Origin of the sequence: Streptantibioticus silvisoli (genome assembly GCF_027947535.2) — a bacterium.
Lineage (GTDB): Bacteria > Actinomycetota > Actinomycetes > Streptomycetales > Streptomycetaceae > Streptantibioticus_C > Streptantibioticus_C silvisoli.
Genome location: NZ_JAAGKO020000024.1, coordinates 37,963 through 62,843, shown reverse-complemented (window position 1 = coordinate 62,843; position 24,881 = coordinate 37,963). Strand labels below are relative to the sequence as shown.

At 73.5% G+C, this 24,881-nt stretch carries 20 protein-coding genes and 1 pseudogene; 16 read left to right on the top strand and 5 right to left on the bottom strand.

What is annotated here, in order from left to right; translation table 11 throughout:
* The first annotated feature begins 27 nt into the window (after window positions 1–27).
* The 3 genes and pseudogenes from POF43_RS17555 (at window position 28) to POF43_RS17545 (ending at window position 6,305) form a co-directional block, all read left to right on the top strand.
* Window positions 28–912: pseudogene (locus tag POF43_RS17555) on the top strand (IS5 family transposase).
* Window positions 913–1,226: 314 nt separating this feature from the next.
* Window positions 1,227–4,175 carry a SpoIIE family protein phosphatase gene (locus tag POF43_RS17550; RefSeq protein ID WP_271323661.1) on the top strand — a complete coding sequence of 983 codons (2,949 nt, stop codon included), beginning with the start codon at window positions 1,227–1,229 and terminating at the stop codon, window positions 4,173–4,175.
* 237 nt (window positions 4,176–4,412) lie between these two features.
* Entirely contained in the window at window positions 4,413–6,305 is a 1,893-nt protein-coding gene (locus POF43_RS17545) for an arabinofuranosidase catalytic domain-containing protein (protein ID WP_271323662.1), read from the top strand.
* A 285-nt stretch (window positions 6,306–6,590) separates the two neighbouring features.
* On the opposite strand, the gene POF43_RS17540 is transcribed toward POF43_RS17545, so the two are convergent.
* Window positions 6,591–7,145 carry a fasciclin domain-containing protein gene (locus POF43_RS17540; RefSeq protein ID WP_271318623.1) on the bottom strand — a complete coding sequence of 185 codons (555 nt, stop codon included), beginning with the start codon at window positions 7,143–7,145 and terminating at the stop codon, window positions 6,591–6,593.
* A gap of 480 nt (window positions 7,146–7,625) precedes the next feature.
* Here POF43_RS17540 and POF43_RS17535 point away from each other — a divergent pair, with 480 nt between their 5' ends.
* The 3 genes from POF43_RS17535 (at window position 7,626) to POF43_RS17525 (ending at window position 9,226) form a co-directional block, all read left to right on the top strand.
* The gene (locus tag POF43_RS17535) at window positions 7,626–8,216 is read left to right on the top strand and encodes an RNA polymerase sigma factor (RefSeq protein WP_271325401.1); all 591 of its coding nucleotides are present in this window, start codon (window positions 7,626–7,628) and stop codon (window positions 8,214–8,216) included.
* The gene (locus tag POF43_RS17530; RefSeq protein ID WP_271325400.1) at window positions 8,186–8,779 is read left to right on the top strand and encodes a hypothetical protein; all 594 of its coding nucleotides are present in this window, start codon (window positions 8,186–8,188) and stop codon (window positions 8,777–8,779) included. Before POF43_RS17535 ends, POF43_RS17530 begins: the two co-directional genes overlap by 31 nt.
* Before the next feature lie 90 nt (window positions 8,780–8,869).
* Window positions 8,870–9,226, top strand: a complete 357-nt coding sequence (locus POF43_RS17525; protein WP_271317755.1) for a hypothetical protein — start codon at window positions 8,870–8,872, stop codon at window positions 9,224–9,226.
* Between the two features lie 51 nt (window positions 9,227–9,277).
* On the opposite strand, the gene POF43_RS17520 is transcribed toward POF43_RS17525, so the two are convergent.
* Complete coding sequence (locus tag POF43_RS17520; RefSeq protein ID WP_271317756.1) at window positions 9,278–10,228, bottom strand: helix-turn-helix transcriptional regulator; 951 nt, start codon at window positions 10,226–10,228, stop codon at window positions 9,278–9,280.
* 63 nt (window positions 10,229–10,291) lie between these two features.
* Between POF43_RS17520 and POF43_RS17515 the strand changes: the two genes are divergently transcribed.
* On the top strand, window positions 10,292–10,699 hold the full coding sequence (locus POF43_RS17515) for a VOC family protein (protein WP_271325399.1): 408 nt from the start codon (window positions 10,292–10,294) through the stop codon (window positions 10,697–10,699).
* Between the two features lie 11 nt (window positions 10,700–10,710).
* Window positions 10,711–11,019 carry a putative quinol monooxygenase gene (locus POF43_RS17510; RefSeq protein ID WP_282704642.1) on the top strand — a complete coding sequence of 103 codons (309 nt, stop codon included), beginning with the start codon at window positions 10,711–10,713 and terminating at the stop codon, window positions 11,017–11,019.
* Window positions 11,020–11,349: 330 nt separating this feature from the next.
* Here POF43_RS17510 and POF43_RS17505 read toward each other — a convergent pair whose 3' ends face one another.
* On the bottom strand, window positions 11,350–11,898 hold the full coding sequence (locus tag POF43_RS17505) for a ferritin-like domain-containing protein (protein WP_271326119.1): 549 nt from the start codon (window positions 11,896–11,898) through the stop codon (window positions 11,350–11,352).
* A 338-nt stretch (window positions 11,899–12,236) separates the two neighbouring features.
* Complete coding sequence (locus POF43_RS17500) at window positions 12,237–13,076, bottom strand: SAM-dependent methyltransferase (protein WP_372516056.1); 840 nt, start codon at window positions 13,074–13,076, stop codon at window positions 12,237–12,239.
* A gap of 696 nt (window positions 13,077–13,772) precedes the next feature.
* Between POF43_RS17500 and POF43_RS17495 the strand changes: the two genes are divergently transcribed.
* Entirely contained in the window at window positions 13,773–15,599 is a 1,827-nt protein-coding gene (locus POF43_RS17495) for a glycoside hydrolase family 27 protein (protein ID WP_271325352.1), read from the top strand.
* A 357-nt stretch (window positions 15,600–15,956) separates the two neighbouring features.
* On the opposite strand, the gene POF43_RS17490 is transcribed toward POF43_RS17495, so the two are convergent.
* On the bottom strand, window positions 15,957–16,955 hold the full coding sequence (locus tag POF43_RS17490; protein ID WP_271325976.1) for an alpha/beta fold hydrolase: 999 nt from the start codon (window positions 16,953–16,955) through the stop codon (window positions 15,957–15,959).
* A 685-nt stretch (window positions 16,956–17,640) separates the two neighbouring features.
* Here POF43_RS17490 and POF43_RS17485 point away from each other — a divergent pair.
* From POF43_RS17485 to POF43_RS17455, 7 genes are all read left to right on the top strand, one after another.
* Window positions 17,641–18,864 (top strand): cytochrome P450, encoded by a 1,224-nt coding sequence (locus tag POF43_RS17485; RefSeq protein WP_271325609.1) that lies wholly within the window; start codon window positions 17,641–17,643, stop codon window positions 18,862–18,864.
* Complete coding sequence (locus POF43_RS17480; RefSeq protein WP_282704641.1) at window positions 18,861–19,991, top strand: acyl-CoA dehydrogenase family protein; 1,131 nt, start codon at window positions 18,861–18,863, stop codon at window positions 19,989–19,991. The genes POF43_RS17485 and POF43_RS17480 overlap by 4 nt, the downstream gene beginning before the upstream one ends.
* A 127-nt stretch (window positions 19,992–20,118) precedes the next feature.
* Window positions 20,119–21,258 carry a GNAT family N-acetyltransferase gene (locus tag POF43_RS17475; RefSeq protein ID WP_271324638.1) on the top strand — a complete coding sequence of 380 codons (1,140 nt, stop codon included), beginning with the start codon at window positions 20,119–20,121 and terminating at the stop codon, window positions 21,256–21,258.
* A gap of 84 nt (window positions 21,259–21,342) precedes the next feature.
* A complete protein-coding gene (locus POF43_RS17470; protein WP_271324637.1) occupies window positions 21,343–21,792 on the top strand; it encodes a type II toxin-antitoxin system RatA family toxin in 450 nt (149 codons plus the stop codon).
* On the top strand, window positions 21,789–23,315 hold the full coding sequence (locus POF43_RS17465; protein WP_282704640.1) for an aspartate aminotransferase family protein: 1,527 nt from the start codon (window positions 21,789–21,791) through the stop codon (window positions 23,313–23,315). Before POF43_RS17470 ends, POF43_RS17465 begins: the two co-directional genes overlap by 4 nt.
* Window positions 23,316–23,339: 24 nt before the next feature.
* Window positions 23,340–23,594, top strand: a complete 255-nt coding sequence (locus POF43_RS17460; protein ID WP_271315917.1) for an acyl carrier protein — start codon at window positions 23,340–23,342, stop codon at window positions 23,592–23,594.
* Complete coding sequence (locus POF43_RS17455; RefSeq protein WP_271325345.1) at window positions 23,591–24,838, top strand: beta-ketoacyl-[acyl-carrier-protein] synthase family protein; 1,248 nt, start codon at window positions 23,591–23,593, stop codon at window positions 24,836–24,838. Before POF43_RS17460 ends, POF43_RS17455 begins: the two co-directional genes overlap by 4 nt.
* Window positions 24,839–24,881: the final 43 nt, after the last annotated feature.

Sequence of the window (24,881 nt, the reverse complement as noted above, 5' to 3'; positions counted from 1 at the left end):
GGACAGTCTCTGGCGTCACTAGGACCTGTGGCTGGTCATGGTGAATTGACCAATGCGGCATGGGGTTGGACAGCGCCGTTGTTGCCGACGGCGGACGGGCGGGGGCGTCCGTGGCGTGATCACCGGCAGGTGATCGACGGGGTGCTGTGGCGGCTGCGGACCGGTGTGCCCTGGCGTGACCTGCCGAAACGCTACCGTCCCCGGCAGACCGTGTACGAGCGGTTCGCGCGCTGGGAGGCGGACGACACCTGGGCCCGGCTGCTGGAGCACGCCCAGGTCCGAGACGACGCGGTCGGGGCGGTGGAGTGGACGGTCTCGGCCGACTCCACGATCAGCCGTGCCCACCGGCACGCTGCCGGCGCCCGCAAAAGGGGGCGAGTACCGGGGACGAACTGGAAGATCCGTCACGCTCGCAGGCTCGCCAGACGCTCGGACACTCCCGCAGCGGACTGACGACGAAGGTCCACCTGGCCGCCGACGGACGGGGCCTGCCACTGGCCATCACGGTCACACCCGGCAACGTCAACGACTCGACCGTCTTCGACACCCTGATGAACGCCGTCCGCGTCCCCCGGTCGACCACCGGACGGCCCAGAACCCGTCCGCCGCAGGTCCTGGCCGACAAGGCCTATTCCAGCCGCGCGATCCGCATCGCCCTGCGCGGCCGGGGCATCCGGGCCGTCATCCCCGAACGCGCCGACCAGATCGCCAACCGCAAGCGGCGCGGTTGCGTCGGCGGACGGCCACCCGCGTTCGACACCGAAAGCCACAAGGCCCGCAACGTCGTCGAACGCTGCTTCTGCCGCCTCAATCAGTTCCGCGCCGTCGCCACCCGCTTCGGACGAACTCGCCGACCGCTACCTCGCCGGGCTCCACCTCGCCTCACTCGTCCTCTGGCTACGAAAACCATGATCAACAGGCAGAACCTAGACCGTTGACATTCACAACGACCAGTCAACGAATTCGCAAACCGGCAACGCGACTCCGGCCCGACACGCCGGGGCCACCGCCAGTCGCCCGGTTCGTTCACGACCTGGCCGGTGTCACGGGGCATCTGTCCGATGAAGATCCGCGCACATGCGCCATCTGCTGCCCCCCGAAGCCCCGCGCGATGACCGGCAGCCGTTTCCCGTACCTCGGACGGTCGGCACCCGTATAGTCAGATATGCATCTTTTGCACCTCTGGTTCCACGGATGACAAGCCTGGTGACGCCGAGGAGTCGACAGTGACGGAGCAGCGCGCGAGCACCGGCCGCCGGCTCGGTGACCGGGAGGCCGCCCGGCTGCGCCTGGTCGAAACCGTCGCCGGCGGTCTGGCCGACGGGGAGGTCTGGTCGTTCGCCATCGATCAGGCGGTGGCCTTCCTCGGCGGGGTCGGCGGGATGGCGCACGTCGGCGAGGGCGCGGACGGCGATCTGCGGCTCGCGGCCGTCTGCGGCCTTCCGCGGCGGCTGGCGGAGCCGTGGCAGGAGCTCGGCGCGGCCGACGCCGCGACGCCGGCCAGGGCCGTTCGGGAGCGGCGGATCGTGCGGACGGCGGCCGGCGCTCGGGTGGACGGTGGGCGGCGGGCCGGCGAGGGGGCCGAGGGCGATGGCGAGAACGGCGAGGGGGAGGACGGCGGGCGGTTGCCGACCGGGACCGCGCTGGTCGCCGTACCGGTGACGACGACCGGTTCGCCGCTCGGGGTGCTCACCGTACTGACCTCCGCGGCCGAGCCGCCCGACGCCGCGTCGGAGGACTTCCTGCGGCGGTTCGCGGACCGGATCGGCGACCGGCTGCGGCGTTCGCGCGGCACCGCGGAGACCGCGCGCCCCACCTGGTGGCAGGAACCCTCCGGTTCCCAGCTCCTGCGGGCCATGCGGGCCATCGACGTGGGCGCCTGGGAGTGGGAGGTGGGAACGGGCCGCCTGATCGCCGACGACGCGGCGCTGGAGGTCTTCGGACTGCCGCGCGAGGACTTCGACGACCGGGTCGAGACGTGGGTCGGGCTGATCCATCCCGACGACGCGGCCGGGGTGCTCGCCGAGGTCGACCGGGCGATCCGGCACCGGAACGCCTACAGCCTCGAATACCGGATCTGCCGGCCGGACGGCGCGGTGATCTGGCTGGAGGCGCGCGGATACCTCACCTTCGGCGCGCACGACGAGGTCCGGCGCATGAGCGGCACGGTGTGGGAGACCACCGGGACACGGCAGGCACTCGACTCGGTCAGCCGCGCCCTGCGGCACATGTCGGACGCCTTCCTCGCCGTGGACGACCAGTGGCGGGTCGTCTACTGCAACGTGGAGGCCGAACGCGTCCTGGGGGCCGACGGACGGCTACTCGGCCGGGTGCTGTGGGACGCCGCCCCGGACACCGCCTCCTTCGGGCTCCCGGAGCGCTACGAGCAGGCGGTCGCGCGCGGCACCGCGGTCGGCTTCGAGGTGCGCGCGCCCGGCACCGGGAGCTGGTACCACATGCGGCTGGTGGCGGTGCCCGGCGGCCTGACCGTGTACTTCACCGACATCACCGCGCGCCGGGCCCAGGCGATCGAGGGCGCGCGGGCCGACCACGTCCGCTCCGAACGGGCCACCCGCCTCGCGGAGCTGACCGGGGCGCTCGCCCAGGCCCTGACGGTGGAGGACGTGGTGCGGGTGACGGCGGACGGCATCGTGCCGTTGACGGGCGCGGCCGACCTGCGGCTGCTGCTGGTCGAGGAGGGCCTGCGGCCCGGCGACGGGGGCGCGGAGGCGCTGGCGGGCCGTGGCGGGCGGTTCTCCACCATGAGCGGTACCGCCCCCGGGCCGGCCGGGGACGCGCTGCGCGACCGGGTGCCGAAGCTCATCGCCTCGCGGGAGGAACTCGACGCCGCGCACCCGTCGATGGACGTCTCGTCGGTGGACGGCGAGTCCTGGCTCTTCCTCCCGCTCATCGCCTCCGGCCGGCCGACCGGCTGCTGCGTGCTGCGCTTCGACCGGCCCCGCACGCTCGGCGAGGAGGAGCGCACCCTGCTGATGGCGCTGAGCGGCCTGGTCGCCCATGCTCTGGAGCGCGCGCGGCTCTACGACGAGGAGCACTCGCGCGCCGACAAACTCCAGCGGGGCCTGCTGCCGCAGACCCTTCCGGCCCTGCCCGCGGTCACCCCGGCCGCGCGCTACGTGCCGGCCGACACCGGCAGCCAGGTGGGCGGCGACTGGTACGACGTGATCCCGCTGTCGGCCGAACGGGTGGCCCTGGTGGTCGGCGACGTCATGGGCCACGGGCTGACCGAGGCGGTCACCATGGGGCGGCTGCGGACCGCCGTGCGTACGCTGACCGACCCCGAGATACCGCCCGACGAGCTCTTCGCCCGGCTCGGTGTCATGGTCGCCGACCTGGGCGACAGTGCGTACGCCACCTGCCTGTACGCCGTCTACGACCCGACGAACCGCTCGCTGGCGTACGCGAGCGCCGGGCATCCGCCGCCGGCCGTGCGCCTGCCCGACGGCACGGTGCGCTTCCTGGAGATGCAGCCGGATCCGCCGCTGGGCGCGGGAGTGCCGCCGTTCTCGGTCAACGAGACCGTCCTGCCGCCGGAGAGCCTGCTCGTGCTCTACACCGACGGCCTGGTCGAGGCGCCCGGCAGCGGCATCGAGGCCGGCATGGACCGGCTGGCGGCGCGGATCGCCGGCCGGCCGGACGGCCCGGGGCCGGGGGAGCCGGGCGGCGTTCCGCTGGGCGTGCTCTGCGACAGCCTCACCTCCGGTGTGCTGCCGCCCGGCCGGCGCACCGACGACGCCGCCGTGCTGGCCGTGCTCACCCACGGGCTGCCCGAGCGCGACGTGGCCTGCTGGGAGCTCCCGCAGGACCCGGTCGCGGCGGGCCAGGCGCGCGAGCACGTACGGGACCAGCTGGACGCCTGGTCCCTCGACCACCTCGCCATGACCACGGAACTGCTGGTCAGCGAGTTGGTCGCCAACGTGGTGCGGCACGCGAGCGGACCGGCGCGGCTGCGGATGATCCGTGGCAGGACGCTGATCTGCGAGGTCTCCGACGACAGCCTCACCACGCCGCGGGTCCGGCACGCGTCCGACACCGACGAGGGCGGCCGCGGCCTGCAACTCGTCGCGTCGCTGTCCCACCGCTGGGGCACCCGGTACACCGACTCGGGCAAGTGCATCTGGACCGAGCAGCTGCGCTCCCCCGACCTGGTGTGATCGCCGATCCGGCCGCGGTCGCGACCCCGCAGCAGTCCCGCAGCAACCCCGGTCAGCAGGCCCGGCAGCGGTAGGAAAACAACAGATTCGGACAGTGGAACGAAGAGTGGAAAATAAAAGCAACAAATATTGCCCTAATCGACCATTGCGCGTAACTTCCGAGCGAGTCGTCGAGCGGCGTGAACTCAGCGGCCGCGGAGACGAGTTGAAGCTCCATTCCTCCCTCAGGAGCACACCATGCGCAGAAAGAGATCCGCCGGCCCGAGAACCGTGCCGGGCAGCGCGGCCGGACCGGCCCGCCGGTACTGGAGAACCCTGCTGTCCGCCGTGGCGACCCTCGCGGTCGTGCTCGGCGCCCTGATCAGTCTTCCCGGCGCGGCGCAGGCCGCCGGTTCGCTGCCGTGTGACATCTACGCGGCCGCCGGTACCCCGTGTGTCGCCGCGCACAGCACGACCCGGGCGTTGTTCTCCGCCTACGACGGCCCGCTCTACCAAGTCACCCGGGCCTCCGACAACACCACCACCGACATCGGCCTGCTGGCCACCGGCGGCTACGCCAACGCCGCAGCCCAGGACACCTTCTGCGCCAACACCACCTGCCGCATCACCAAGATCTACGACCAGACCTCCCGCCACAACGACCTCAACCCCGGCCCCGCCGGCACCTCCGGCATGGGCGCCGACCGCGGCGCCGACGCCGCCGAACTGTCGGTCACCGCCGGCGGCCACAAGGTCTACGGCATCTGGATCTCCCCCGGCGTCGGCTACCGCTCCAACGGCGCAGCCTCCGGCACCGCCACCAACGGCCAGGCCGAAGGCGCCTACATGGTCGCCAGCGGCACCCACGTCGGCTCCGCCTGCTGCTTCGACTACGGCAACGCCGAAAGCACCCCCGCCGACACCGGCAACGGCCACATGGACGCCGTCAGCATCGCCACCACCTGCTACTTCTCCCCCTGCACCGGCAACGGCCCCTGGGTCGAGGCCGACATGGAAAACGGCATGTTCCAAGGGAACAACGGCTCCAACACCGCCAACGCCGGCAACAACACCCCCTTCGTCACCGCCGTACTGAAGAACAACGGACAGACCACCTACGCCATCAAGGGCGGCAACTCCCAAAGCGGCAACCTGTCCACCTGGTGGAACGGCGCCCTGCCCACCCGCGGCGGCTACACCCCCATGCACCAGGAAGGCGGCATCATCCTGGGCACCGGCGGCGACAACAGCAACTGGAACATGGGCACCTTCTTCGAAGGCGTCATGGTCGCCGGCTACCCCACCGACGCAGCCGAGAACGCCGTCCAGGCCAACATCGTCTCCGTCGGCTACACCGGCGAGACCAACATCCCCAACGGCCCCCAGGGCACCATCACCGGCCCCGGCGGACAATGCGTCGACGTCGCCGCCGACGACACCGGCGTCGACGGCGCAGCCGTCCAACTGTGGAACTGCCAGACCTACGCCGAAGACCAGCACTGGACCCACAACTCCGACAACTCCCTGAGCACGCTGGGGCGTTGTCTGGACATCGACGGCAACGGCACGGCCAACGGGACGAAGGTCGAGCTGTGGGACTGCAATGGCGTGGGGGGCCAGAAGTGGGTTCAGCAGTCCGACGGCTCCCTGCGTAATCCGCAGTCGGGACGCTGCCTGGACTCGCCCAGCGGCGCCACCGCCAACGGCACCCTGCTGCAGATCTACGACTGCAACGGCTCCGCCGCGCAGAAGTTCTCCGTCAACGGCGGCGGCCCGATCGCCGGCCCGGGCGGCAAGTGCACCGACGTCCTGTCCGACGACACCGGCGTCGACGGCACCGCGGTGGAGCTGTGGGACTGCCAGTCCTGGGCCGTCGACCAGCACTGGTACCACAACGCCAACGGTACGCTGGAGACGCTCGGCCGCTGCCTGGACATCGACGGCAACGGCACGGCCGACAACACGCAGGTCGAACTGTGGGACTGCGACGGCGCGGGCGGACAGGTGTGGCAGCAGCAGTCCGACGGCTCGCTGCTCAACCCGCAGTCGGGCCGGTGCCTGGACTCGCCCAACGGCGCGACCGCCAACGGCACCCGGCTCCAGATCTACGACTGCAACGGCTCCGCCGCGCAGAAGTTCGCGCTGAGCTGAGGCCCTGCCGGGCCGGCGCACCGCACCGGTGCCCATGAGGGGGCGCGGGAACAACGTTCCCGCGCCCTTTCACGTGCGGCGGCGGTCCCCCGTTCCGCCGCCCGGGCCGGCCACCACGACTGGGCCTCTCCTTCGCCGTCACGTCAGCAGGCGAGGCGTTCGGGGAGGGCGACGGCGAGCTGGCGGGTGTCCCCCACGCGGGCCCGCCGCCGCGGCCGGAGCGGCGAAGACGCGGTGTGGCCCCTCCCGGCGGACGGGAGGGGCCACGGTTGAGCGGCGGGCGGGTCAGCCGGCGGACTTGTGGTGGGCGGCGGCCCGCTTCTGCATCGCGGCGACCTGCGCGGCCGAGGGGGCGAAGACCCGGCCGGCGTCGTTCGCGGAACCGCTGCGGCGGCCGGTGAGCAGGACGGTGTCACCGCTGTGGACCGCGGACTCGGTGATCTTCTTGCCGGCCCGGGTGACCTTGGCGCCCTTGTCCACCGTCCAGGTCCAGCTGGTGCCGTCCGTGCTCTTGACGGTCAGCTTCGAGCCGTCGACCGCGGTGACCTTGCCGCGCTGCCATTCGCGCACGACGTAGGTGCCCTTCTTGCCGTGCACCGTGACCTGGCCGTGTACGCCGCGCAGGGCGGCGCGGCGCAGGGCGCGCCGGAGCTTGCGCTGGCGGGCGGTGGGGTGCTTGGCGGTCTTGGCCTGTTGCTGGCCGGCGGCCGGGGTCTTCGCGGCGGAGCCGGAGTCCGAGGTGGCGGCGAAGGCGGTCGCTCCGCCGGCGACCAGCGCGCCGGTGAGGACGATCCCGGTCACCACGGTGCCGCGCCGGCCGAGCTTGCGAGTGATCTTCATCGTGTCGATCCTCCTTGGGCAGGCGTTCCCCCTGCCCGTGCGTCGGTTCGTACACGAAAGACCGTAGGACGCCATCTTGTGGAAACCGTGTGACACCGCGTCAAGCGCTCCCCCGACGCCGGGCCCCGACCCGTCCCGCCCCCGCCGCCGCCTGTACGACGGCGGTCGGACGCCTTGGCCTGACCGGCGTCGGGGAGCTCGGCGGCGCCCGCCCGGTCACCGGCATCGGCCCCGCCCCGCGAGCTCCGGGCGCCCCGCCATTCGGGGGCGCGCGGTTCAGGCGGGGCGCGCGCGAGGCCGTCCGGGGGCGCGCGGCGCCGGACGGCCGCTCCGCCGTCCCGGGGACACCGGCTTCGTCCGGCACCCCGTCGCCGGGTTCGTCCGGCACGCTGACGGAACGGCACGGATCGTCCGTTCGGTGACCGGTGGTCCGGTGCCGTGCGGGTCCTTGTCACAGACCGGATGGGGGGAGGGACGCCCGTGGAGAAGCGGCAGGACGCCACTCCCGCGGCCACGTTCGACGAGCGGTTCTGCGGGCTGCTGCCGCGGTTGTACCGGCGGGCCTCCCTGCTGGCGGGGCAGACGGCGCAGGACGCCGTGCACGAGACGTACCTGAAGCTGGCGGCCCGGCCCGAGCGCTTCCTGGCGCACCCGGAGCCGTACGCCTACGCGTTCGCCGCCCTGACCAGCGTGGTGCGCGACGGCTTCCGGCGCGAGCGGCGGCAGGTGCCGCTCGCGGAGCCGGAGGCTCAGGCGCCACCGGTCGGCGGCGGGGGCGGTTGGGGGATGGAGATCGAGCGGCGCTCGGCGGAGCTGGAGGTCGTGCGGCTGCTGAGCCGGCTGTCGGTGCGGCAGGCCGCCGTCGTGCTGCTGGTCGACCTCGACGGCTACACCATCGACCAGGCCGCCGAGATCCTCGGCCTGCACCGCGGCACGGTCTCGCGCACCCGGGCGCGATCGCTGGACAAGCTGCGCGGCGTGCTGACGGAACGCCGCCTTTCGAGCGCCGGGAATCCGAACGCCGGGAACGGGAGGGGAACATGCGCAGCGGATGGTCGTCCGACGACCTGACCGACACCGCCGCCCTGCGCGAGCGGCTGCTGGCGGCGGACCGGGAGATCACGGTCCCCGCCGGGCTGTTCGAACGCGTCACCGCGGCGCCGGCCGCGGCGGGCGGGCCGGGGCAGCGGCACCGGACCGCGGGGTGGGTGGTGGCCGCGGTGGTGGCGGTCTGCGTCCTGGCGATCGGCTGCCGGCTGCTGATCCGGCCGCCCGGCTCGCAGGCCGCCGTCCGGCCGGCGCCGACGCTCACCGTCTACAACGCGGAGGCGCCCTGCCGTGCGCTGCGCACGATGGAGTGCGCGCTGCGGCTGGCCCGCGACCCGCACGGCCGGTACGCGGCCGCCGGCAACGGGGCCGGCGAGGTGTGGCACGGTGACCGGCTCGGGGTGACCTGCGTGGTCACCGACGGCACCCTGGTGCTGGACGAGAGCGGGATCACCTCCCGGCGCTGGTACCTGGTGGCCACGGCGGCCGGTGTCCGCGGCTGGCTGCCGGGGGTGCGTACGCGCAACACCACCCCGGTACCGGACTGCGACGCCGCGCAGGAGCGATCGACCCTCCAGGTGATGTGACGCAGGTCACACAGGATGGCGTCATACGGCGAACCACCGCAATACGTATGCAAGGCGACAGCCAACCCACAACGCATCAAGGGGGATCACATGCCCAACCACCATGTCATCGCGGGAATCCTCGCGGCCGCCGCGCTGGCGACCGTCACCAGCGCGGTCCCGGCGAACGCCGCACCCCAGCGGCCCGACACCACCACCGTGACCATGTGGCACACCGCCGGCGTCTGGTCGCAGCCCACCAACGACTCCACCAACCTCAGCACCGCGTACGCCGGTTCCTCCTACCCCGGCGTCTGCTGGACGACGGGCAAGACCCAGACCTTCTACGACCCGCCGGTCACCACCGACCACTGGGTGAAGCTGGCCCTGCGGGCCGGCGGGTTCGGTTACGTGTGGGGCGGCGCGCTGCACGGAAACGAGAACGGCAACGTGCCCAACCACTGCTGACGGCACCGCGCGGTGCCGTCGGCCGGGGCACCCCGGCCGACGGCGCCGCGGCTACTCGTTCTGCGCCGCCATCTCCCGGAGCCGGCGCAGCAGCGCCTCCCGTACGGAGTCGGGCGACAGCACACGCAGTGCGGTGCCCAGGCCGAGGAGGTAGCGGGCGAGGCCGTCGGCGTCGGGGCCGCCGATCTCGACGGTGGTCGCGTCGGGCCCGTCCGGGCGGTGGGAGCCGACCGTCGGCGGGACCCGCCGCAGGGCCTCGTCCAGGGGCAGCGGCAGACGGACCGTCGTGTACAGCGGGTACCGGCCGGTCGCGATCGAACGGGAGACGAGCAGCACCGGATCGGGCGGGTCGAGGAGTTCGGCGGCCCGGCCGGTCGGGCGGATCCGCTCCACCCGGTCGGCCCGGAACGTCCGCCATTCGCCCCGGGCCACGTCGCGGGCCACGAAGTACCAGCGGCGGCCGCTGCGCACCAGGCGGTACGGGTCGACGTCCCGGGTGGTGGCCTTCCCCTCCCGGTCGCGGTACGACAGGTGGGCGCGCTCGCCCAGGCGGCAGGCGCAGGCCAGCTCCAGCAACGTGCCGGACGCGATCTGCCGCTCGCCGGACCGCGGGACGTGCACGAACGCGGCGTCCATCGCGCCCAGCCGGTCCGCGATCCGGGGCGGCAGCGCCTGGCGCAGTTTCAGCAGTGCCGACAGCGCGGCCTGGTCACCGCCCAGGACACCGCTGAGCGCCGCCTCCCGCAGGGCGACGGCGACGGCGAGCGCCTCCTCGTCGTCCAGGATCAGCGGCGGCACCCGGGACCCGCCGCCGAGGCGGTAGCCGCCCCACGGGCCGGGGTCGGACTCGACGCCGTAGCCGAGTTCGCGCAGCCGGGCGACGTCCCGGCGGACCGTGCGTTCGGTGACGTCCATCCGCGCGGCCAGCTCGGCGCAGGTCCACGCCGGCCGCGCGGACAGCAACGAGACCAGGCGCAGGAGGCGGGCGGAGGTGCTGATCACCTTCCGAAGTGTCCTCCATGACCAGGACCGGATCTGTCCTGGTCGCGTCCTAACGTCTTCCCCATGAGCACCACGACCACGAACACCGCGACGGCGCCCGTCCCCGCGATCCGCTACGCGGCCGTCACCTTCGACTGCCCGGACCCCGCCGTCCTGGCCCGCTTCTACGGCGAAGCGCTCGGCCTGCCGGTCCTGCACTCCGGCGACGACTTCGTCCTGCTCGGCCGGCCGGGCTCGCCCGCGCTGGGCTTCTGCCGGCTGGCCGGTTACCAGCGTCCGACCTGGCCCGATCCCTCCCGGGAGAAGCAGGCCCACCTCGACCTGGGTGTGGACGACCTCGACGCCGCGCAGGCCCGGCTGCTGGCGCTGGGCGCCGTCGAGCCGCCGGGCCAGCCGGACCCGGACCGGTGGCGGGTCCTGCTGGACCCGGCCGGCCACCCGTTCTGCATCTCCACCCTGGCGGCGTCATGATCGGCCGGCTGATGACCATGACCGCACTCCCCGGCCGGGGAGGCGAACTCGCCGCCCTGCTGCTGCGGGTCGCGGAGGGGCTGCGCGGCTGCGCCGGCTGCGAGATCTACCTGATCGGCCAGGACGCCGCCGACCCCGACACCGTGCGCGTCACCGAGGTCTGGCGGGCCGAGGACGACGCCCGGGCCGCCCTCGCCGCTCCCCCGCCGGCCGGCGCCCCCGCCCCCGCCGACGTCCTCGCCCTGCTGTCGGCCCCACCGCACCGCACGGACCTCACCGTCCTGGGAGGGGTGGGCCTGCCGGCCGGCGACCAGCCCTGACGAACGCTCCCCGGACCACAGCCGCTTCAACGCCGGGCCGCCCCAACGGCCGGCCGGTCCGCGTCACCGTGCCATGTTTTACGACTCCGGGACCGGGTCGCCGTGACGCGTCACGGGTCCGGGTCCCGGGGCCACGTCGCCGGGCGCGGGTTGGGGTTCGCGTGCCGCTTCGCGGGTCCGCGTCGCCGTACCGCGTCGCGGATCCGGACCGGGGTGCCGACCGACGTCGCCGCCCTCATCGCCACCCGGGCCGTGGATCACCGCTGCCCGGGTCGTGGTCACCGCTGCCCCTGCCACGCGGGAGGGCCGGGGGCGCGGCGGGGTTCGGGGTCAGCTGCCGCCGAGGTCGCTCGGGAGTCGTTCCAGCAGGCCGCGCAGGTCGTCGGCGTGTTCCTCCTCCTGGGCCAGGAGGTCCTCGAAGACCCGGCGGGTGGTGGGGTCGCCCGTGCCCAGCCACTGGACGATCTCGGTGTAGGAGGCGATGGCGACCCGTTCGGCCACCAGGTCCTCCTTGATCATCTCCACCAGCCCGGCGCTCGCGTCGTACTCGGCGTGCGAGCGGCTGGTGAGGGTGTCGGGGTTGAAGTCCGGTTCACCGCCGAGCTGGACGATGCGCTCGGCGAGCCGGTCGGCGTGCTCCTGCTCCTCGCCGGCGTGTTCCAGGAACTCCGCGGCCACCGGCTCGGAGTACAGGCCGGTCGCCGTGTAGTAGTGCCGCTTGTAACGGAGGGTGCAGACGATCTCCGTGGCCAGCGCCTCGTTGAGGACCTGGAGCACGCGTTGCAGGTCGGCACCGTAGGCGTCGGTGATGGGCCCCTTGCCGATCTCCTGGCGCGCCCGCTCCCTGATGACCTTGATATCGGTCAGAAATTCCGCCATGGCGATCTCCGTTCGTCAGCCTTGTCCTGCTGGTGGGCCTACCCGGCTCGACGGTTTTGATCCCCACGTACTGTCCGGCGCCGCCCGTCCGGCCCCCGCCCCGGTGACGGCGCCTTCGGCGGGACGGGTGGGCGCGGGGTGGGCACGGGGGACGCGGGCGGAGGCGGACGCGGTGGTGCGGGCGGACGCGGGGCCGGAGGTGGGGCGGAGAGGGCGGAACGGCTGCGGACGGTGCGGGCCGGCGCGGCTCGCGGGGGTGGCCGGATCACGGCTTGAGCGCGGCGCCACCCCGGCGCGGCCCCGGCCGTACGCCTACGGCCGGGGGAACCGTGGCCGGGTTACGGCTTGAGCGCGACGCCGCCCCAGAGGCTGACGGCGCCGTCGGTCAGTTCGGACTCGGGGCCGCCGTCCGGGCGCCAGCGATGGCACACGGTGATACCCGGCTCCAGCAGGTCCAGGCCGTCGAAGAACCGCTCGAACTCGGGCTTGGTGCGGAACTGCACCGGAGTGCCGCCGTTGTTGTAGATGTCGGCGATACCGGCCCAGGTCTCGGGCTCGAACTCCGGCGTGCAGTGGGAGAGCGCGATGGCGCTGCCGGAGGGGAGCGCGTCCAGCAGGGTGGCCACGATGTCGTAGGGCCGGTCGTCGTCCGTCATGAAGTGCAGCACCGCGTTGAGACTCAGCGCGACCGGCTGGTCCAGATCGAGGGTGTCCAGCAGGTCCGGCGCGGTCAGGATGTCCTGGGGGTGGCGCAGGTCGCCCTGGACGTAGGCGGTCCGGCCCTCGGGGGTGCTGTCCATGAGCGCGCGGGCGTAGGCGAGCACGATCTCGTCGTGGTCGGCGTACACCACGTGGGCCTGCGGGAGGATGCTCTGGGCGACCTGGTGGAGGTTCGGTTCGGTGGGGATGCCGGTGCCGATGTCCAGCCACTGGCGTATGCCGTGGTCGCGGGCCAGCACTCCGGTGGCGCGGTGCATGAAGGAGCGGTTGGCCCGCGCCGCTATCTGCACCGTCGGCCAGACCGTCTTGACCTGCTCCGCCGCCTGGCGGTCCGCCGGGTAGTTGGTCTTCCCGCCCAGGTAGACGTCGTACATCCGGGCGCTGTGCGCCTTCTTGTCGGACAGTTCCTTGGGCGGGCGCGGCGGCCTCATCGCCCAGGCCATGGACTCGTCGGCCATGTCGTCTCCAATCACGCGGGCGCCCCGGCCGGGACACGCAGAGTCATTCCGATGGTAGTGCCCTGCACGTAACTACATTGCCAGGGCACGTAGTTGACCCGGACGGTATGACGCTGCCGCGCACGTCGCGGTGGACCGGGCGCCGGAGCCGACGCGAGAACCGGCTCCCGGAACCGGCGCGCGCGGGGTGGAGGCGGCGGCGCCGGAGCCGACGCGCGCAACAGGGGCGGCAGCCCGCCGAACCGTCGTGCGGCGTGGCCGACGACGGTTTCCGGCACCGGGGTCCGGGCCCCGCTCACCCGGCGGGCGGCGACACGGTTCCCGCAGGCCGCGCTCCGGGCAGGCCGCCGGTCGATATCGGCGCGGCGGGGCGCTCACCGGGCAGGCCGCCGGTCGACGTCGGCGTCCGGGCCGAACCGTTCTCTTTCGGCGACCGCGCGGAGAATGGGCCGATCCGTACCGGGTCCGCGCGGGCCGCGAAGGCCTGGCCGCAGGGGCCGGCGCTCGTCGGTGCGGCCCGTGGCGTGGTGGGCGAGTAACCGCCATGCTGGTGCTTTGTGTTTGGATCTTTGACTTTCTGTCATATGTCTTGACTCGTTTACTCAAGGGCAATCACTATGCAACACGTTCGCTCGGGGGTCGTCGGGCATTCCCGCGCCCCTCCCCTCACCCGCATGCGCCATGCAAGGAGTGTTCATGACTTCCTCGATACAGCAATGGCTCCGGTACAGAGGCGGCCCCCGGCAGAGAGGCCGGCTGTGCGTGCTCGCCGTGGCCGCCCTGCTCGTCTCCTTCCTGTACGGAGCGGGCGTGGCGACCGCGCCCACCGCCCAGGCCGCCGGCACCAGCACTGCGGCGACCCCGGCCGCGAGCACCGCCGCCGCGGTGACCCCGGACGAGGGCAACGGCGCCGCCGCGACCCCGCAGGAGGGATGGAGCAGCTGGAGCTTCATCCGCAACAACCCGACGGAGGCGAACATCGAGGCGCAGGCCGCCGCGATGTCGTCGACCGGCCTGGTCAGCCACGGGTACACCTACGTCAACATCGACGACTTCTACTACCTCAACCCCTCGACCAACGTCGACTCCTACGGGCGCTGGGTGGTCGACACCAGCCGGTTCCCGGACGGCATGGCGTCGGTGGCCAACTACGTGCACGGTCTGGGTGAGAAGTTCGGCATGTACCTGACGCCGGGCATCCCGGTGGCGGCGTACAACCAGAACACCCCGATCCAGGGCACCTCGTACCACGCGCGCGACATCGTCTCCAACACCAGCAGCTACGAGGCGAACTACAACTTCGGCAACGGCGCGATGTACTACATCGACTACTCCAAGAACCCGGCCGCGGCGCAGGCGTACGTCAACTCGTGGGCCGACCTGCTCGCCTCCTACGGCGTCGACTACCTGAAGATGGACGGCGTCGGGGACTCCGACATCGCCGACGTCCAGGCGTGGTCGACGGCGCTCAAGCAGTCCGGGCGGACCATTCACTTCCAGCTGTCGAACTCCCTGGACGTCAAGAACGGGACGACCTGGGAGACGAACGCCAACGGCTGGCGCATCGACGGCGACGTCGAGTGCTACTGCAGCACCCTGACCAACTGGTCGAACGTCTCCCAGCGATTCAACGACCTGCCGGCCTGGGTGCGCTACGACGGCCCCGGCGGCTGGGGCGACCCGGACTCCATCGAGGTCGGCAACGGCACCAGCACCGGCCTGACCCCCGACGAGCGCCAGACCCAGATGACCTTGTGGGCCATCTCGTCGGCCCCGCTGACCCTCGGCACCGACCTGACCCACATGGACTCCGGTGACCTGGCGCTGCTGACCAACGACGAGGTGCTTGGCGTCGACCGGGCCGGCCACCCCGCCCACCCGGTGGTGCAGGGCGCGCAGCAGCAGACCTGGTGGGCCGACAACGGTGACGGCACGTACACCGTCGGCCTGTTCAACCTGAGCGGTTCCACTGCCAACGTCACCGCCAACTGGTCCGACCTGGGCTTCACCGGCAGCGCGGCGGTCCGCGACCTGTGGAGCCACACCGACCTCGGCTCCTCCAGCGGCTCCTTCACCGCGTCGCTGCCCAGCCACGGGTCCCGCCTGCTGCGCGTCACCCCGGCCGCCGGGCACGGCACGATCGGCGCCCCGATGGTCAGCAAGCTGTCCGGCCGCTGCGTCGACTCCCCGCAGGGCACCACCTACAACACCACCCAGCTGGAGGTGTGGGACTGCAACGGCCACGCCAACCAGAACGTCGTCTCCAACGCCTCGGCCAAGACCCTGGTGCTGGAGGGCAAGTGCTTCGACGCCTACAACAACCAGACGACGGCCGGCACGGCGGTCGAGATGTTCGACTGCAACGGCCAGACCAACCAGCAGTGGAACATCAACAGCAACGGCACCATCACCGGCGTGCAGTCCGGGATGTGCCTGGACGTCACCGGCACCACCAACCCCAACGGTTCGGGCCTGGAACTGTGGCCCTGCAACGGCGGGGCCAACGAGCAGTGGACGCTCTGACGGCCGACGACCGACGGCCGACCACGGGTCGCTGACCACTGACCGCTGACGCACCGGGCGGGCGGACCGGGCGCACCGCGACCGCGACCCGCCGCCCGCACCGGACACCGCACCGGGGCCCGTCCCGCCACTCCTCGGCGGGGCGGGCCCTTCGCCGTGCCGAGGCCACTCCACCGTGTCAGAGCCCCTCCGCCGTACCGGGACTCCGCCGCCGTACCAGGACCCCCGGGGTAGGCACCGCACCGTTCGGCTGCACGACAGCGGCGGAACCACCGAACCGCGCGGCCCCGCCGACCCGCGCAGCCCCGCCCACCCCACCGGAGCGACCGCCCCGACAGCACCGCCGAACGGACCCCGTCAGGCGGTCGTGCCGGTCGGCAGCGCGGAGAGCCAGCCGGTGAGGATCTCGTTGACCTCGTCACGGCGTTCCTGCTGGATCCAGTGGCCGCAGCCGTCGAGGAGGTGCGAGGAGACCAGGCCGGGCAGCGTGGCGGGGTAGGCCCGGATCGCGTCGGCCAGCCAGGTGGTGGAGGCGTCGAGGGCTCCGCCGACGAACAGGGAGGGCTGGGTGACGGGCGAGCCGTCGAACGCGGCGAGGTCCTGCCAGTCGCGGTCCATGTTCCGGTAGCGGTTGAGCGCTCCGGTCAGGCCGGTGCGTTCGAACTCCCCGGCGTAGACGTCGAGTTCGTCCTCGCTGAGCCAGCCGGGCAGCCGGCCGGCCGGAAACCGGTCACGCAGCGTTCCGCCCGGGCCCACGAAGTGCGGGTCGGGCGCGCCGGGCGCGGCCATGGTGTCGGCGGACAGCGCCGCGTAGAAGCCGGCGAGCCAGCCGCGGACGTCCGGCTCGATCTCGGCCTCGGCGCGGCCCGGCTCCTGGAAGTAGGAGACGTAGAACTCCTCGTCGCCGCCCATCCGGGCGAAGATCTCGCTGGGCCGCGGCCCGCCGCGCGGGGTGTAGGGAACGCTCAGCAGTCCGACGGCGCGGAAGACGTCCGGCCTGACCAGGGCGGAGTTCGCGGCGATGGCCGAACCCCAGTCGTGCCCGACGATCACCGCGGTCCGCTCACCGAGGGCGTGGACCACGGCGACGTTGTCCTCCACGAGGTCGAGCATCCGGTAGGCGTCCGGCGCCTGCGGCCGGGAGGAACGCCCGTAGCCGCGGACGTCGACGGCGACCGCGCGGTATCCGGCCGCGGCCAGCGCGTGCAGCTGATGGCGCCAGGAGTACCAGGACTCGGGGAACCCGTGCACCAGCAGCACCAGCGGTCCGCTGCCCTGCTCCACCAGGTGGATCCGCCCGGCGGGTGACGGGACGAGACGGTGGGTGGCATCCGCTGCCCGGGTGTCGCGCGACATGAGTCCTCCTGGTCCGTGGGTCCGCCGTACGCCGGCACGCCACCGGCCGCCCCCGGCGGGACGCCGACCGACCGCTCCGGCACCGATGATGCGCCGGCCGCCGGAACCCCGCGAGTTCCGTTGCCACTCCGGCAAACACGGGGTGCCGTGCCGCACCGGCCGCCGCCGGAGTCACCCGGGTCGCCGCAGGCGTCGGGATCGCCCGGAGCCACCGGAGCCACCGGAATTACCGGAGCCCCGAACCCGCCAGAACTCCGCAGCCCCGAATCCGTCGGAGCCCCTCAGCCATCGAAGGCATCGGGATCGCCGAACCCGCCGGAGGCCCGGAGCCACCGGCCCACGCCACAGCAGGCCACGCCCCGCGACCACCCCGCCACGCCCCACCTGTTCGCCGTCCCCCCGCATGTTCGCCGTCGCCCGCCCGTCCGTCATCCCCCCGGACGAATCGTCAGGCCGCGTCAGCGGGTGGTCGCCGGTTTCAACGTCGCAGGTGCGAGGGTGCCGATTACCAGTCGTCACGCCCGCGCGGGTCCCGGTGCGTCCCGGAGCACCGGGCGCCTGACGCGAGGTCGTCCTCCGGGGGCGCCTCGGGGTGCGCCGGCCGCGCGCCCTCCGCTCCGCAACGCCGCCGATCGTCACCGGACCAGCCGACCCGAACCCGCCCGCGCCGTAAGGGGATCGCTCGATGAAAGCCCAGGACGTGCTGTTCTCGATCTTCACCCCCGAGGGGCGGGAGAATCCGTTCCCGGCTCTGGCGAGACTGCGGGAGATCGCCCCGGCCTACTACGACGGCGACCTCGACATGGTCTTCCTGACCTCCTACGCCGACTGCCAGTCGGTGCTCAGCGACCCGTCCTTCGCCACCCCCGACGCGCAGTGGTGCCAGGACCGCCACCCCGAGTGGCGCGAGCACCCCTCGGCGGAGTTCTTCTACTCGTCGCTGCTGCTGGCCAACGACGCGGACCACAGCCGGCTGCGCAGACTGGTGGGCCGCGGTTTCACCCCGCGCCGGGTCGCGGCCCTGGAGCCGGCCGTCCTGGCGACCACCGACCGGCTGCTGGACGGGCTCGCGGACGCGGCGTCGCACGGCTCGGCCGCCGACTTCCAGGAACTGGTGGGCCTGCCGCTGCCGGTGTCGGTCGTCGGGGACCTGATCGGCGTGCCGGCCGCCGACCAGCCGGGGTTCTCGCAGCTCGGGCAGGACGCCACCCGGCTGCTGGAGCCGGTCCGCTCCCCGGAGGACTGGGTGCGCACCGACCGCGCGGTGGGCGAACTGCGGTCCTACTTCCTGGAGTTGCTGGCGCACCGGGAGCGCCGTCCGGCGGACGACCTGACGTCGGCGCTGCTGGAGGCCGGCGACGAGGACACCTCCCGGGCCGAACTCGCCGACCTGCTGCTCCTGGTGTTCGTCGCCGGCTTCGAGACCACCACGAGCCTGCTGGGACTGACCGTCCACGCCCTGCTGCGGCACCCCGACCAGCTCGGCCTGCTGCTCGCCGATCCCGGAGCGGTCCCGGGGAGCGTCGAGGAGTCACTGCGCTGGGACGGGCCGGTCCACATGACCGAGCGGGTCGCGCGGCGGGCGACGCGGATCCGGGGGGTGGAGGTGCCGCGGGGCGCGAGCGTGACCACCGTGCTGTCGGCCGCCAACCGTGATCCGCAGGAGTTCGCCGACCCGGACCGCTTCGACGTGCGGCGCACCGGCACCCGGCTGCTGAGCTTCGCCGCGGGACCGCACTTCTGCATGGGCGCGGCGCTCGCGCGGCTGGAGGCGTCCGTACTGGTCCGGCGGCTGTTCGAACGCTTCCCCGGTCTGTCCCCGGCCGGGCCGCCGGTGCGCCGCGACAGCGTCACGCTGCGGTCCTTCGACCGGCTGCCGGTCACCGTCCGGGCGGTGGCCGCGGCATGAGCCTCCTCGACGCGGAACGCCAGCAGCTCGACGCCTTCATGCCCGGCCTCGACGCCGCCCTCGCCGCCCACCCGCTCGACCAGCTGGAGAGCCCGTCGGGGCCGGGGATCAAGCTGTTCCGCGAGGCGGGCGGCCCGGCGCTGGTGGTACCGGCCGGCAACGCCGGCCGCGGTGCCACGCCGCTCCAGGCGGTGCGCGTGCAGCGGGCGATCGGCGCGCGCAGTCCTTCGCTGGCCGCCGCGACGGCCATGCACCATTTCTCGGTGGCCGGGCTGGTGGCGGCGGCCGCGCACGGGTCCGGGCTGGAGTGGATGCTGCTGGAGGCGATCGCGGGCGACGGGCTGCTGCTGGCCTCCGGCTTCTCCGAGGGCCGCACCGGGCAGTCGATCCTGCGGCCGGCCGTCAGCGCCGGGCTGCGCGACGGGCGGGTGGTGCTCAACGGCAGCAAGAAGCCGTGCAGCCTGGCCCGTTCGATGGACCTGCTCACCGTCTCGCTGGTGCTCCCGGGCCCCGACGGGGTCGGCAGGCTGGCGGTGGGCATCGTGCCGGCCGGGACCGAAGGGGTGTCGGTGCGGCCGTTCTGGGGCAACCCGGTGCTGGCCGGTGCGGAGAGCGACGAGGTCGTCCTGGCGGACGTCGTCCTCGACGAGCGGATGGTGGTCCGCACCGACGTCACCGCGGACTCGGTCCTCGACCCGCTGAACGTCGCCGGCTTCCTGTGGTTCGAACTCCTCATCACCGCGGGCTACCTGGGGGCGGCCGGCGCGCTGGTCGAACGGGTCGTGGCCAAGGGGGGCGTGCCGGCGGCCGAGCGGGCCGCGATGGTCACCGAGCTGGGCGCCGCGACGCTCGCGCTGGAGGCGGTGGCCGGCGCGATGACCGACGGCGAGCACGGCGAACGGCTGCTGGTGGACGCCCTGGTGGCCCGTTACGCCGCGCAGGACGCCATCGCCCGGACCACCCGGACGGCGCTGGACGCGCTGGGCGGCATGGCCTTCATCACCTCCGGTGACGGTACGTACCTGGCCTCCGCCGCCAACGCGCTGGCCTTCCACCCGCCATCGCGCGGCCGGATGGCCGAGTCGCTGTGCGCGGCGCTGGACGGCGCGCCGCTGCGCATCACCTGACGGCCGCGTCGCGCGACACCCCGACCACCCGGCACCCTCGCCATCCGCCCCCGACCACCCGACGCCCCGCGGCCCGGCCGCCCCCGCAGACTCCCCGCTCGTCGACGACCCGGACAGGTGAGAAGAGATGGATTCCCACAACGAGCGGCCCACCGTGGAGGTGCTGTCCGGCATCCGGGACATCCCGGTCGACGTCTGGCAGGAGCTGGCGCCGCCGGACGACCCGATGTGGGCGTGGCAGGTGTTCGACGCGATGGAACGCGGCGCGATCGGCGTGGACCGGTTCGGCTACGCGGTGCTGCGCGAGGGCGCCCGGATCAGCGCCGTACTGCCGATGAGCGGGCAGCGCGCCCTGCGGCTGGAGAACGTGGTCGGTCCCCGCGAGCGGCGGCTGCTGGCTCCGGTGGTGCGGTGGGCGCCGCGGACGCTGGGCGTTCCGATGCTCTTCTGCGGCCACTTCATCGGCCAGGGCCACCTGCTGGCCCGCGAGCCGCTGTCCGGACCGGCGCTGGAGGCCCTGGTGGCGGCGGCGCTCGGTTTCGCCCGCCGCCACAGGCTGGGGACGGTGGTCTTCAAGGACTTCGGCGAGCGGGACCTGACGCCGCTGCGCCCGGCGCTGCACGCCCACGGCTTCTTCTTCGCCCCGGCGCTGCCGGACACCGAACTCGCCCTGGGGCACGGGTCGTTCGACGCGTACCTGGCCGCGTTGCCGGCCAAGCCGCGCCGCAATGCCCGGCGCAACATCCGGGTGTTCGAAGGCAGCGGGCTGCGGATGGAGACGCTGACCGCGTTCGGACCGCTGTTACCCGACATGCTCGGCCTCTACCGGCAGGTCATGGACCGCGCGGACCAGGTGCTGGACGTCATCGACGGTTCGTTCCTGCGGGCGCTCCAGGAGGCGGACGGGCTCGACGAGCGGCTCGTCGCCTGCTTCGAGGGCCGGCGGCTGGTGGGCTACCTGCACTGCTTCCTGCGCGGCCGCGGCATGGTCGCCGCGCGGATCGGCATGGACTACCGGCTCGCGCACGCCGCCCGGCTCTACCACAACCTGCACTACGCGGCCATCGCGCTCGGGATCGCGGAGGGCCGCGAGCACATCCGCTTCGCGCAGACCGCGTACGAGCCGAAGCGGGAGATGGGCTGCGTCCTGGTGGAGCAGTCCTACGCCATGACCCATCTGCGTCCGCTGCCCCGGGCGGCGCTGCGCGCCCTGCTGCCGGCCGCGCTGCGCTCCGCCCACGCCGAGGCGCTCGCGCCCCGCTCCTGACCGGCCGGCCGGAGCAGCGCCGGCCGGCCGCCCCGCCGGCACCCGAACGACCCGCTCCCCAACCCGTACGAGAGGAACCCCCGCATGCCGCACGTCGAGGTGGAACTGCGCATCGCCGCACCGGTGGCCGACAGCTGGGCCGCCGTCATGGACGTCGAGAGCTACCCGCACGTCATGGACAACGTCCGGGCGGTGCGGATCACCGCGACCACCGCACCCGACACCCGCACCACCGCCTGGTCGGTGGACCTCAAGGGGTCCGTCCTGGAGTGGACGGAGTCCGAACGGCTCGACCACGCGGCGATGCGCTTCGACTTCCACCAACTCAGCGGAGACCTGACCGACTTCAGCGGTTACTGGGGGGTGCGCCACGGCGACGACGGGGGCAGCGTCGTCACGCTGAGCGTCGACTTCGAGATCGGCATCCCGCTGCTGGCCGACATGCTCAACCCGGTGGCCGCCAAGGCGCTGCGCGACAACGCCCACCAGATGCTCACCGCACTCGAACAACGACTCGTCGGCAGCACCGGATGACGCCCGCGCCCACCGCCCGCGCCGCGCAGGAGGCCACCGCCATGGCAGACCCGGCCACCGTCAGCCCCGGCACCGGCACCGTCAGCTCCGGCACCGGCTCGGACACCGTCAGCCCCGACTCCGGCGCCCGTTCCCCCGCCGACCGTGACGCCGGCACCGCCATCAGCCCCGAACCCGGCACCCACTCCCCCACCCGCCCCGACACCCGTACCGCCGCCGCCACCCCCGATCCCGCCCCCTCCGTCCGCCCCGCCCACCCCGCCCACCCCGCCCACCCGGACACCCGGGACGCCGACGCCGACGTGGTCTTCGGCCGGCTGCGCGCGCACCAGTCGGCCAAGCTCGCCCTCACCGGGAGGTTCGCCGGGCGGGGTGCGGTGGAGACCGGCGCGCAGGGCGCCCGGGTCCAGCTGTCCGACGGTCGCAGCATGCTCGACTTCGGGTCCTACGCCGTCACGCTGCTCGGCCACCGCCACCCCGGCGTCACGGCCGCGGTGCGCCGCCAGCTCGACGTCATGCCGACCTCCACGCGCAGTCTCGCCAACCCGGTCACGGCCGCGGCGGCGGAGTGTCTGGCGGCCTACTTCGGCGGTGTGCTGCCCAAGGTGTACTTCGGGCTGAACGGTTCGGACGCCGTCGAGGTGTCGGTCAAGCTGGCCCGGCTGGCGTCGGGGCGCGATCGCGTCCTGGCGGTGAACGGCGGCTTCCACGGCAAGACGCTGGGCGCCCTGGCCCTGACGCACAGTCCGCTCTTCCGGGCCGGCCTGCGCGGCTGCGCGGTGGACGTCACGCACATCGACGCCGCCGACCCCGGTGCCGTCGCCCGCGAGGCGGCCCGGGGCGACGTCGCCGCCGTGGTGTTCGAACCCGTGCAGGGGGAGAACGGCGCCCGGCCGATCGCGCCGGAGGTCCTGCGGCGCTGGACGCGGGACGCACGGGCGCACGGGGTGTTCGCGGTGGCCGACGAGATCCAGTGCGGGCTGCGCCGCTGCGGTGAGCGGTCGGTGGCCCTCGCGGAGGGGCTGGCGGTGGACGCCGTCCTGGTCGGCAAACCGCTGGGCGGCGGGGTGGTGCCGCTGTCGGCCGTGGTCTGCACGCCGCAGCTGTACGCGCCGCTGGCGGCCGACCCGTTCCTGCACTCGGCGACCTTCGGCGGTCATCCGCTCAGTTGCGCGGCGCTGCCCGCCGCCCTGACCGCCATCGAGGAGCGCGCCGCGCACGGTGCCGGGTTGGCGACCGCGATCGAGGCCGGGCTGCGGACCCTCGCCGCCCGGCACTCCCGCCTCGTGCGCGGCGTCACCGGCCGCGGACTGCTGTGGGGCGTCGACTTCGCCGTACCGCACGCCGCCGGCGAGGTCGTGGTGGAGCTGGCCAGCGCCGGGCTCGTCGTCTCCCCCTGCCTCAGCCGCCCCACGACGGTCCGGCTGCTGCCCTCGCTGGCCACGACCCACGCGCAGCTGGCCGAGGCACTCGGCATCCTCGACGGCGCCCTCACCCTGGCCGGGTCCGCCGTCACCGTCTGACCGCACCCACCCCTGGAGTCACCGATGCGAGTACCGCCCGAAGACGTGGCCGCCGTGGTCCGCGACACCATCTGCGAGGTGCTGGGCGTCGAACCCGGCGCCTTGCGCGACGAGACCGACCTGGAGGCCGAATACGGCATCGACAGCCTGGAGTTGATGGCCGTCGGCACCCGCCTGGAGCAGGTGTTGGGGGTGCGGATCGACGCCGGTGAGCTGGCCCGGGCCAGGACCGTGGGGCAGGCGGTCGCACTGCTCGGCGGACGGGTGGCCACGGCGTGAGCCGCACCGCCGGCGCCGGCCGCGTCCGGGTCGTGGTCACCGGCATCGGACTGCGGACGTCGGCCGGCAACAGCCTCGACGACGCGTTCGACGCCGTGCTGGCCGCCAAGTCGGCGGCCGCGATCGTCGACCGGCTGATCGAACGGGACGCCCCCGTGCCGATCGGCTGCCAGGTGCCGCCGTTCGCCATGGAGGCCGACGTCAGCCGGCGGGAACTGCGGCAGGTCGACCGGCCCACCGCGCTCGCCCTGTGCGCCGCGGCCGACGCGCTGCGGGAGGCGGCCCTGCCCGAGGGGCTGCCGGCCGACCGCGTCGGGGTCCACCTCGGCACCGGCATCGGCGGGCTGTCGCTCATGGAGAACACCGCGCTGGACTACGGCGACGCCCCGCTGCGCATGCCGGTGCACACCGTCCCCGCCACCATGGCCAACGCCGCCGCCGCGCGCGTCGCCCTGCGGTACGGCTTCCACGGTTCGTGCCTGACGTACTGCACCGCCTGCGCCAGCGGCACGACCGCCATCGGCGAGGCGGCGCGGCGGGTGCGGTACGGCGAACTCGACGCGGTGGTCACCGGCGGCTACGACGCGGCGATCACCCACGTGCTCGTCGGCGGTTTCGCCCGCATGCGCGCGCTGTCCACCCGCGTCGACGACCCGGAGCACGCCAGCCGGCCCTTCGACGCCGGACGGGACGGTTTCGTCATCGGGGAGGGCGCGGCGCTGTTCGTGCTGGAACGCCGGGAGGCCGCGCTGGCCCGGGGCGCGCGCGTGCTGGGCGAGATCGCCGGCTACGCGTCCAACTCCGACGCCCACCACATCGTGGCGCCGGGCCCGGACGGGGTGGCCGCCGCGGCCTGCATGGCGGCCGCCATCGCGGACGCCGGCCTCACCCCGCGCGACATCGGGCAGATCAGCGCGCACGGTACGTCAACCCGCCTCAACGACGACGCCGAGGCCACCGCCATCCACCGCTGCTTCGCCGGCCAGGCGCCGCCGGTGACCGCCGTCAAGGGCGTCAGCGGTCATCTCATCGGAGGATCGGGGGCGTTGGAGGCCGCGATCGCCCTGCGCTGCGCCGAACGGCTCGTGGTGCCGCCGGTCGCCAACCTCACCGCGAGCGACGTGGCCGACCGGATCGACGTCGTGGCGGGCACCCCGCGGTACGTCACGCGGGCCCCGGTGCTGTCCAACTCCTTCGGGTTCGGCGGGCAGAACTCCTGCCTCGTGCTGACGCCCGCGGGCTGAGCCTCCGGCGGCCCGCGGGCGGGGCATCCGACGAAAGGGAACG

Coding starts and splice junctions, on each gene's coding strand:
- POF43_RS17500 (WP_372516056.1), bottom strand. CDS start 13,076: ATGGCCGACGAGTCCATGGCCTGGGCGATGAGGCCGCCGCGCCCGCCC.
- POF43_RS17465 (WP_282704640.1), top strand. CDS start 21,789: ATGACGCCCGCGCCCACCGCCCGCGCCGCGCAGGAGGCCACCGCCATG.
- POF43_RS17545 (WP_271323662.1), top strand. CDS start 4,413: ATGCGCAGAAAGAGATCCGCCGGCCCGAGAACCGTGCCGGGCAGCGCG.
- POF43_RS17480 (WP_282704641.1), top strand. CDS start 18,861: ATGAGCCTCCTCGACGCGGAACGCCAGCAGCTCGACGCCTTCATGCCC.
- POF43_RS17495 (WP_271325352.1), top strand. CDS start 13,773: ATGACTTCCTCGATACAGCAATGGCTCCGGTACAGAGGCGGCCCCCGG.
- POF43_RS17470 (WP_271324637.1), top strand. CDS start 21,343: ATGCCGCACGTCGAGGTGGAACTGCGCATCGCCGCACCGGTGGCCGAC.
- POF43_RS17540 (WP_271318623.1), bottom strand. CDS start 7,145: ATGAAGATCACTCGCAAGCTCGGCCGGCGCGGCACCGTGGTGACCGGG.
- POF43_RS17485 (WP_271325609.1), top strand. CDS start 17,641: ATGAAAGCCCAGGACGTGCTGTTCTCGATCTTCACCCCCGAGGGGCGG.
- POF43_RS17460 (WP_271315917.1), top strand. CDS start 23,340: ATGCGAGTACCGCCCGAAGACGTGGCCGCCGTGGTCCGCGACACCATC.
- POF43_RS17510 (WP_282704642.1), top strand. CDS start 10,711: ATGACCATGACCGCACTCCCCGGCCGGGGAGGCGAACTCGCCGCCCTG.
- POF43_RS17490 (WP_271325976.1), bottom strand. CDS start 16,955: ATGTCGCGCGACACCCGGGCAGCGGATGCCACCCACCGTCTCGTCCCG.
- POF43_RS17525 (WP_271317755.1), top strand. CDS start 8,870: ATGCCCAACCACCATGTCATCGCGGGAATCCTCGCGGCCGCCGCGCTG.
- POF43_RS17515 (WP_271325399.1), top strand. CDS start 10,292: ATGAGCACCACGACCACGAACACCGCGACGGCGCCCGTCCCCGCGATC.
- POF43_RS17505 (WP_271326119.1), bottom strand. CDS start 11,898: ATGGCGGAATTTCTGACCGATATCAAGGTCATCAGGGAGCGGGCGCGC.
- POF43_RS17530 (WP_271325400.1), top strand. CDS start 8,186: ATGCGCAGCGGATGGTCGTCCGACGACCTGACCGACACCGCCGCCCTG.
- POF43_RS17475 (WP_271324638.1), top strand. CDS start 20,119: ATGGATTCCCACAACGAGCGGCCCACCGTGGAGGTGCTGTCCGGCATC.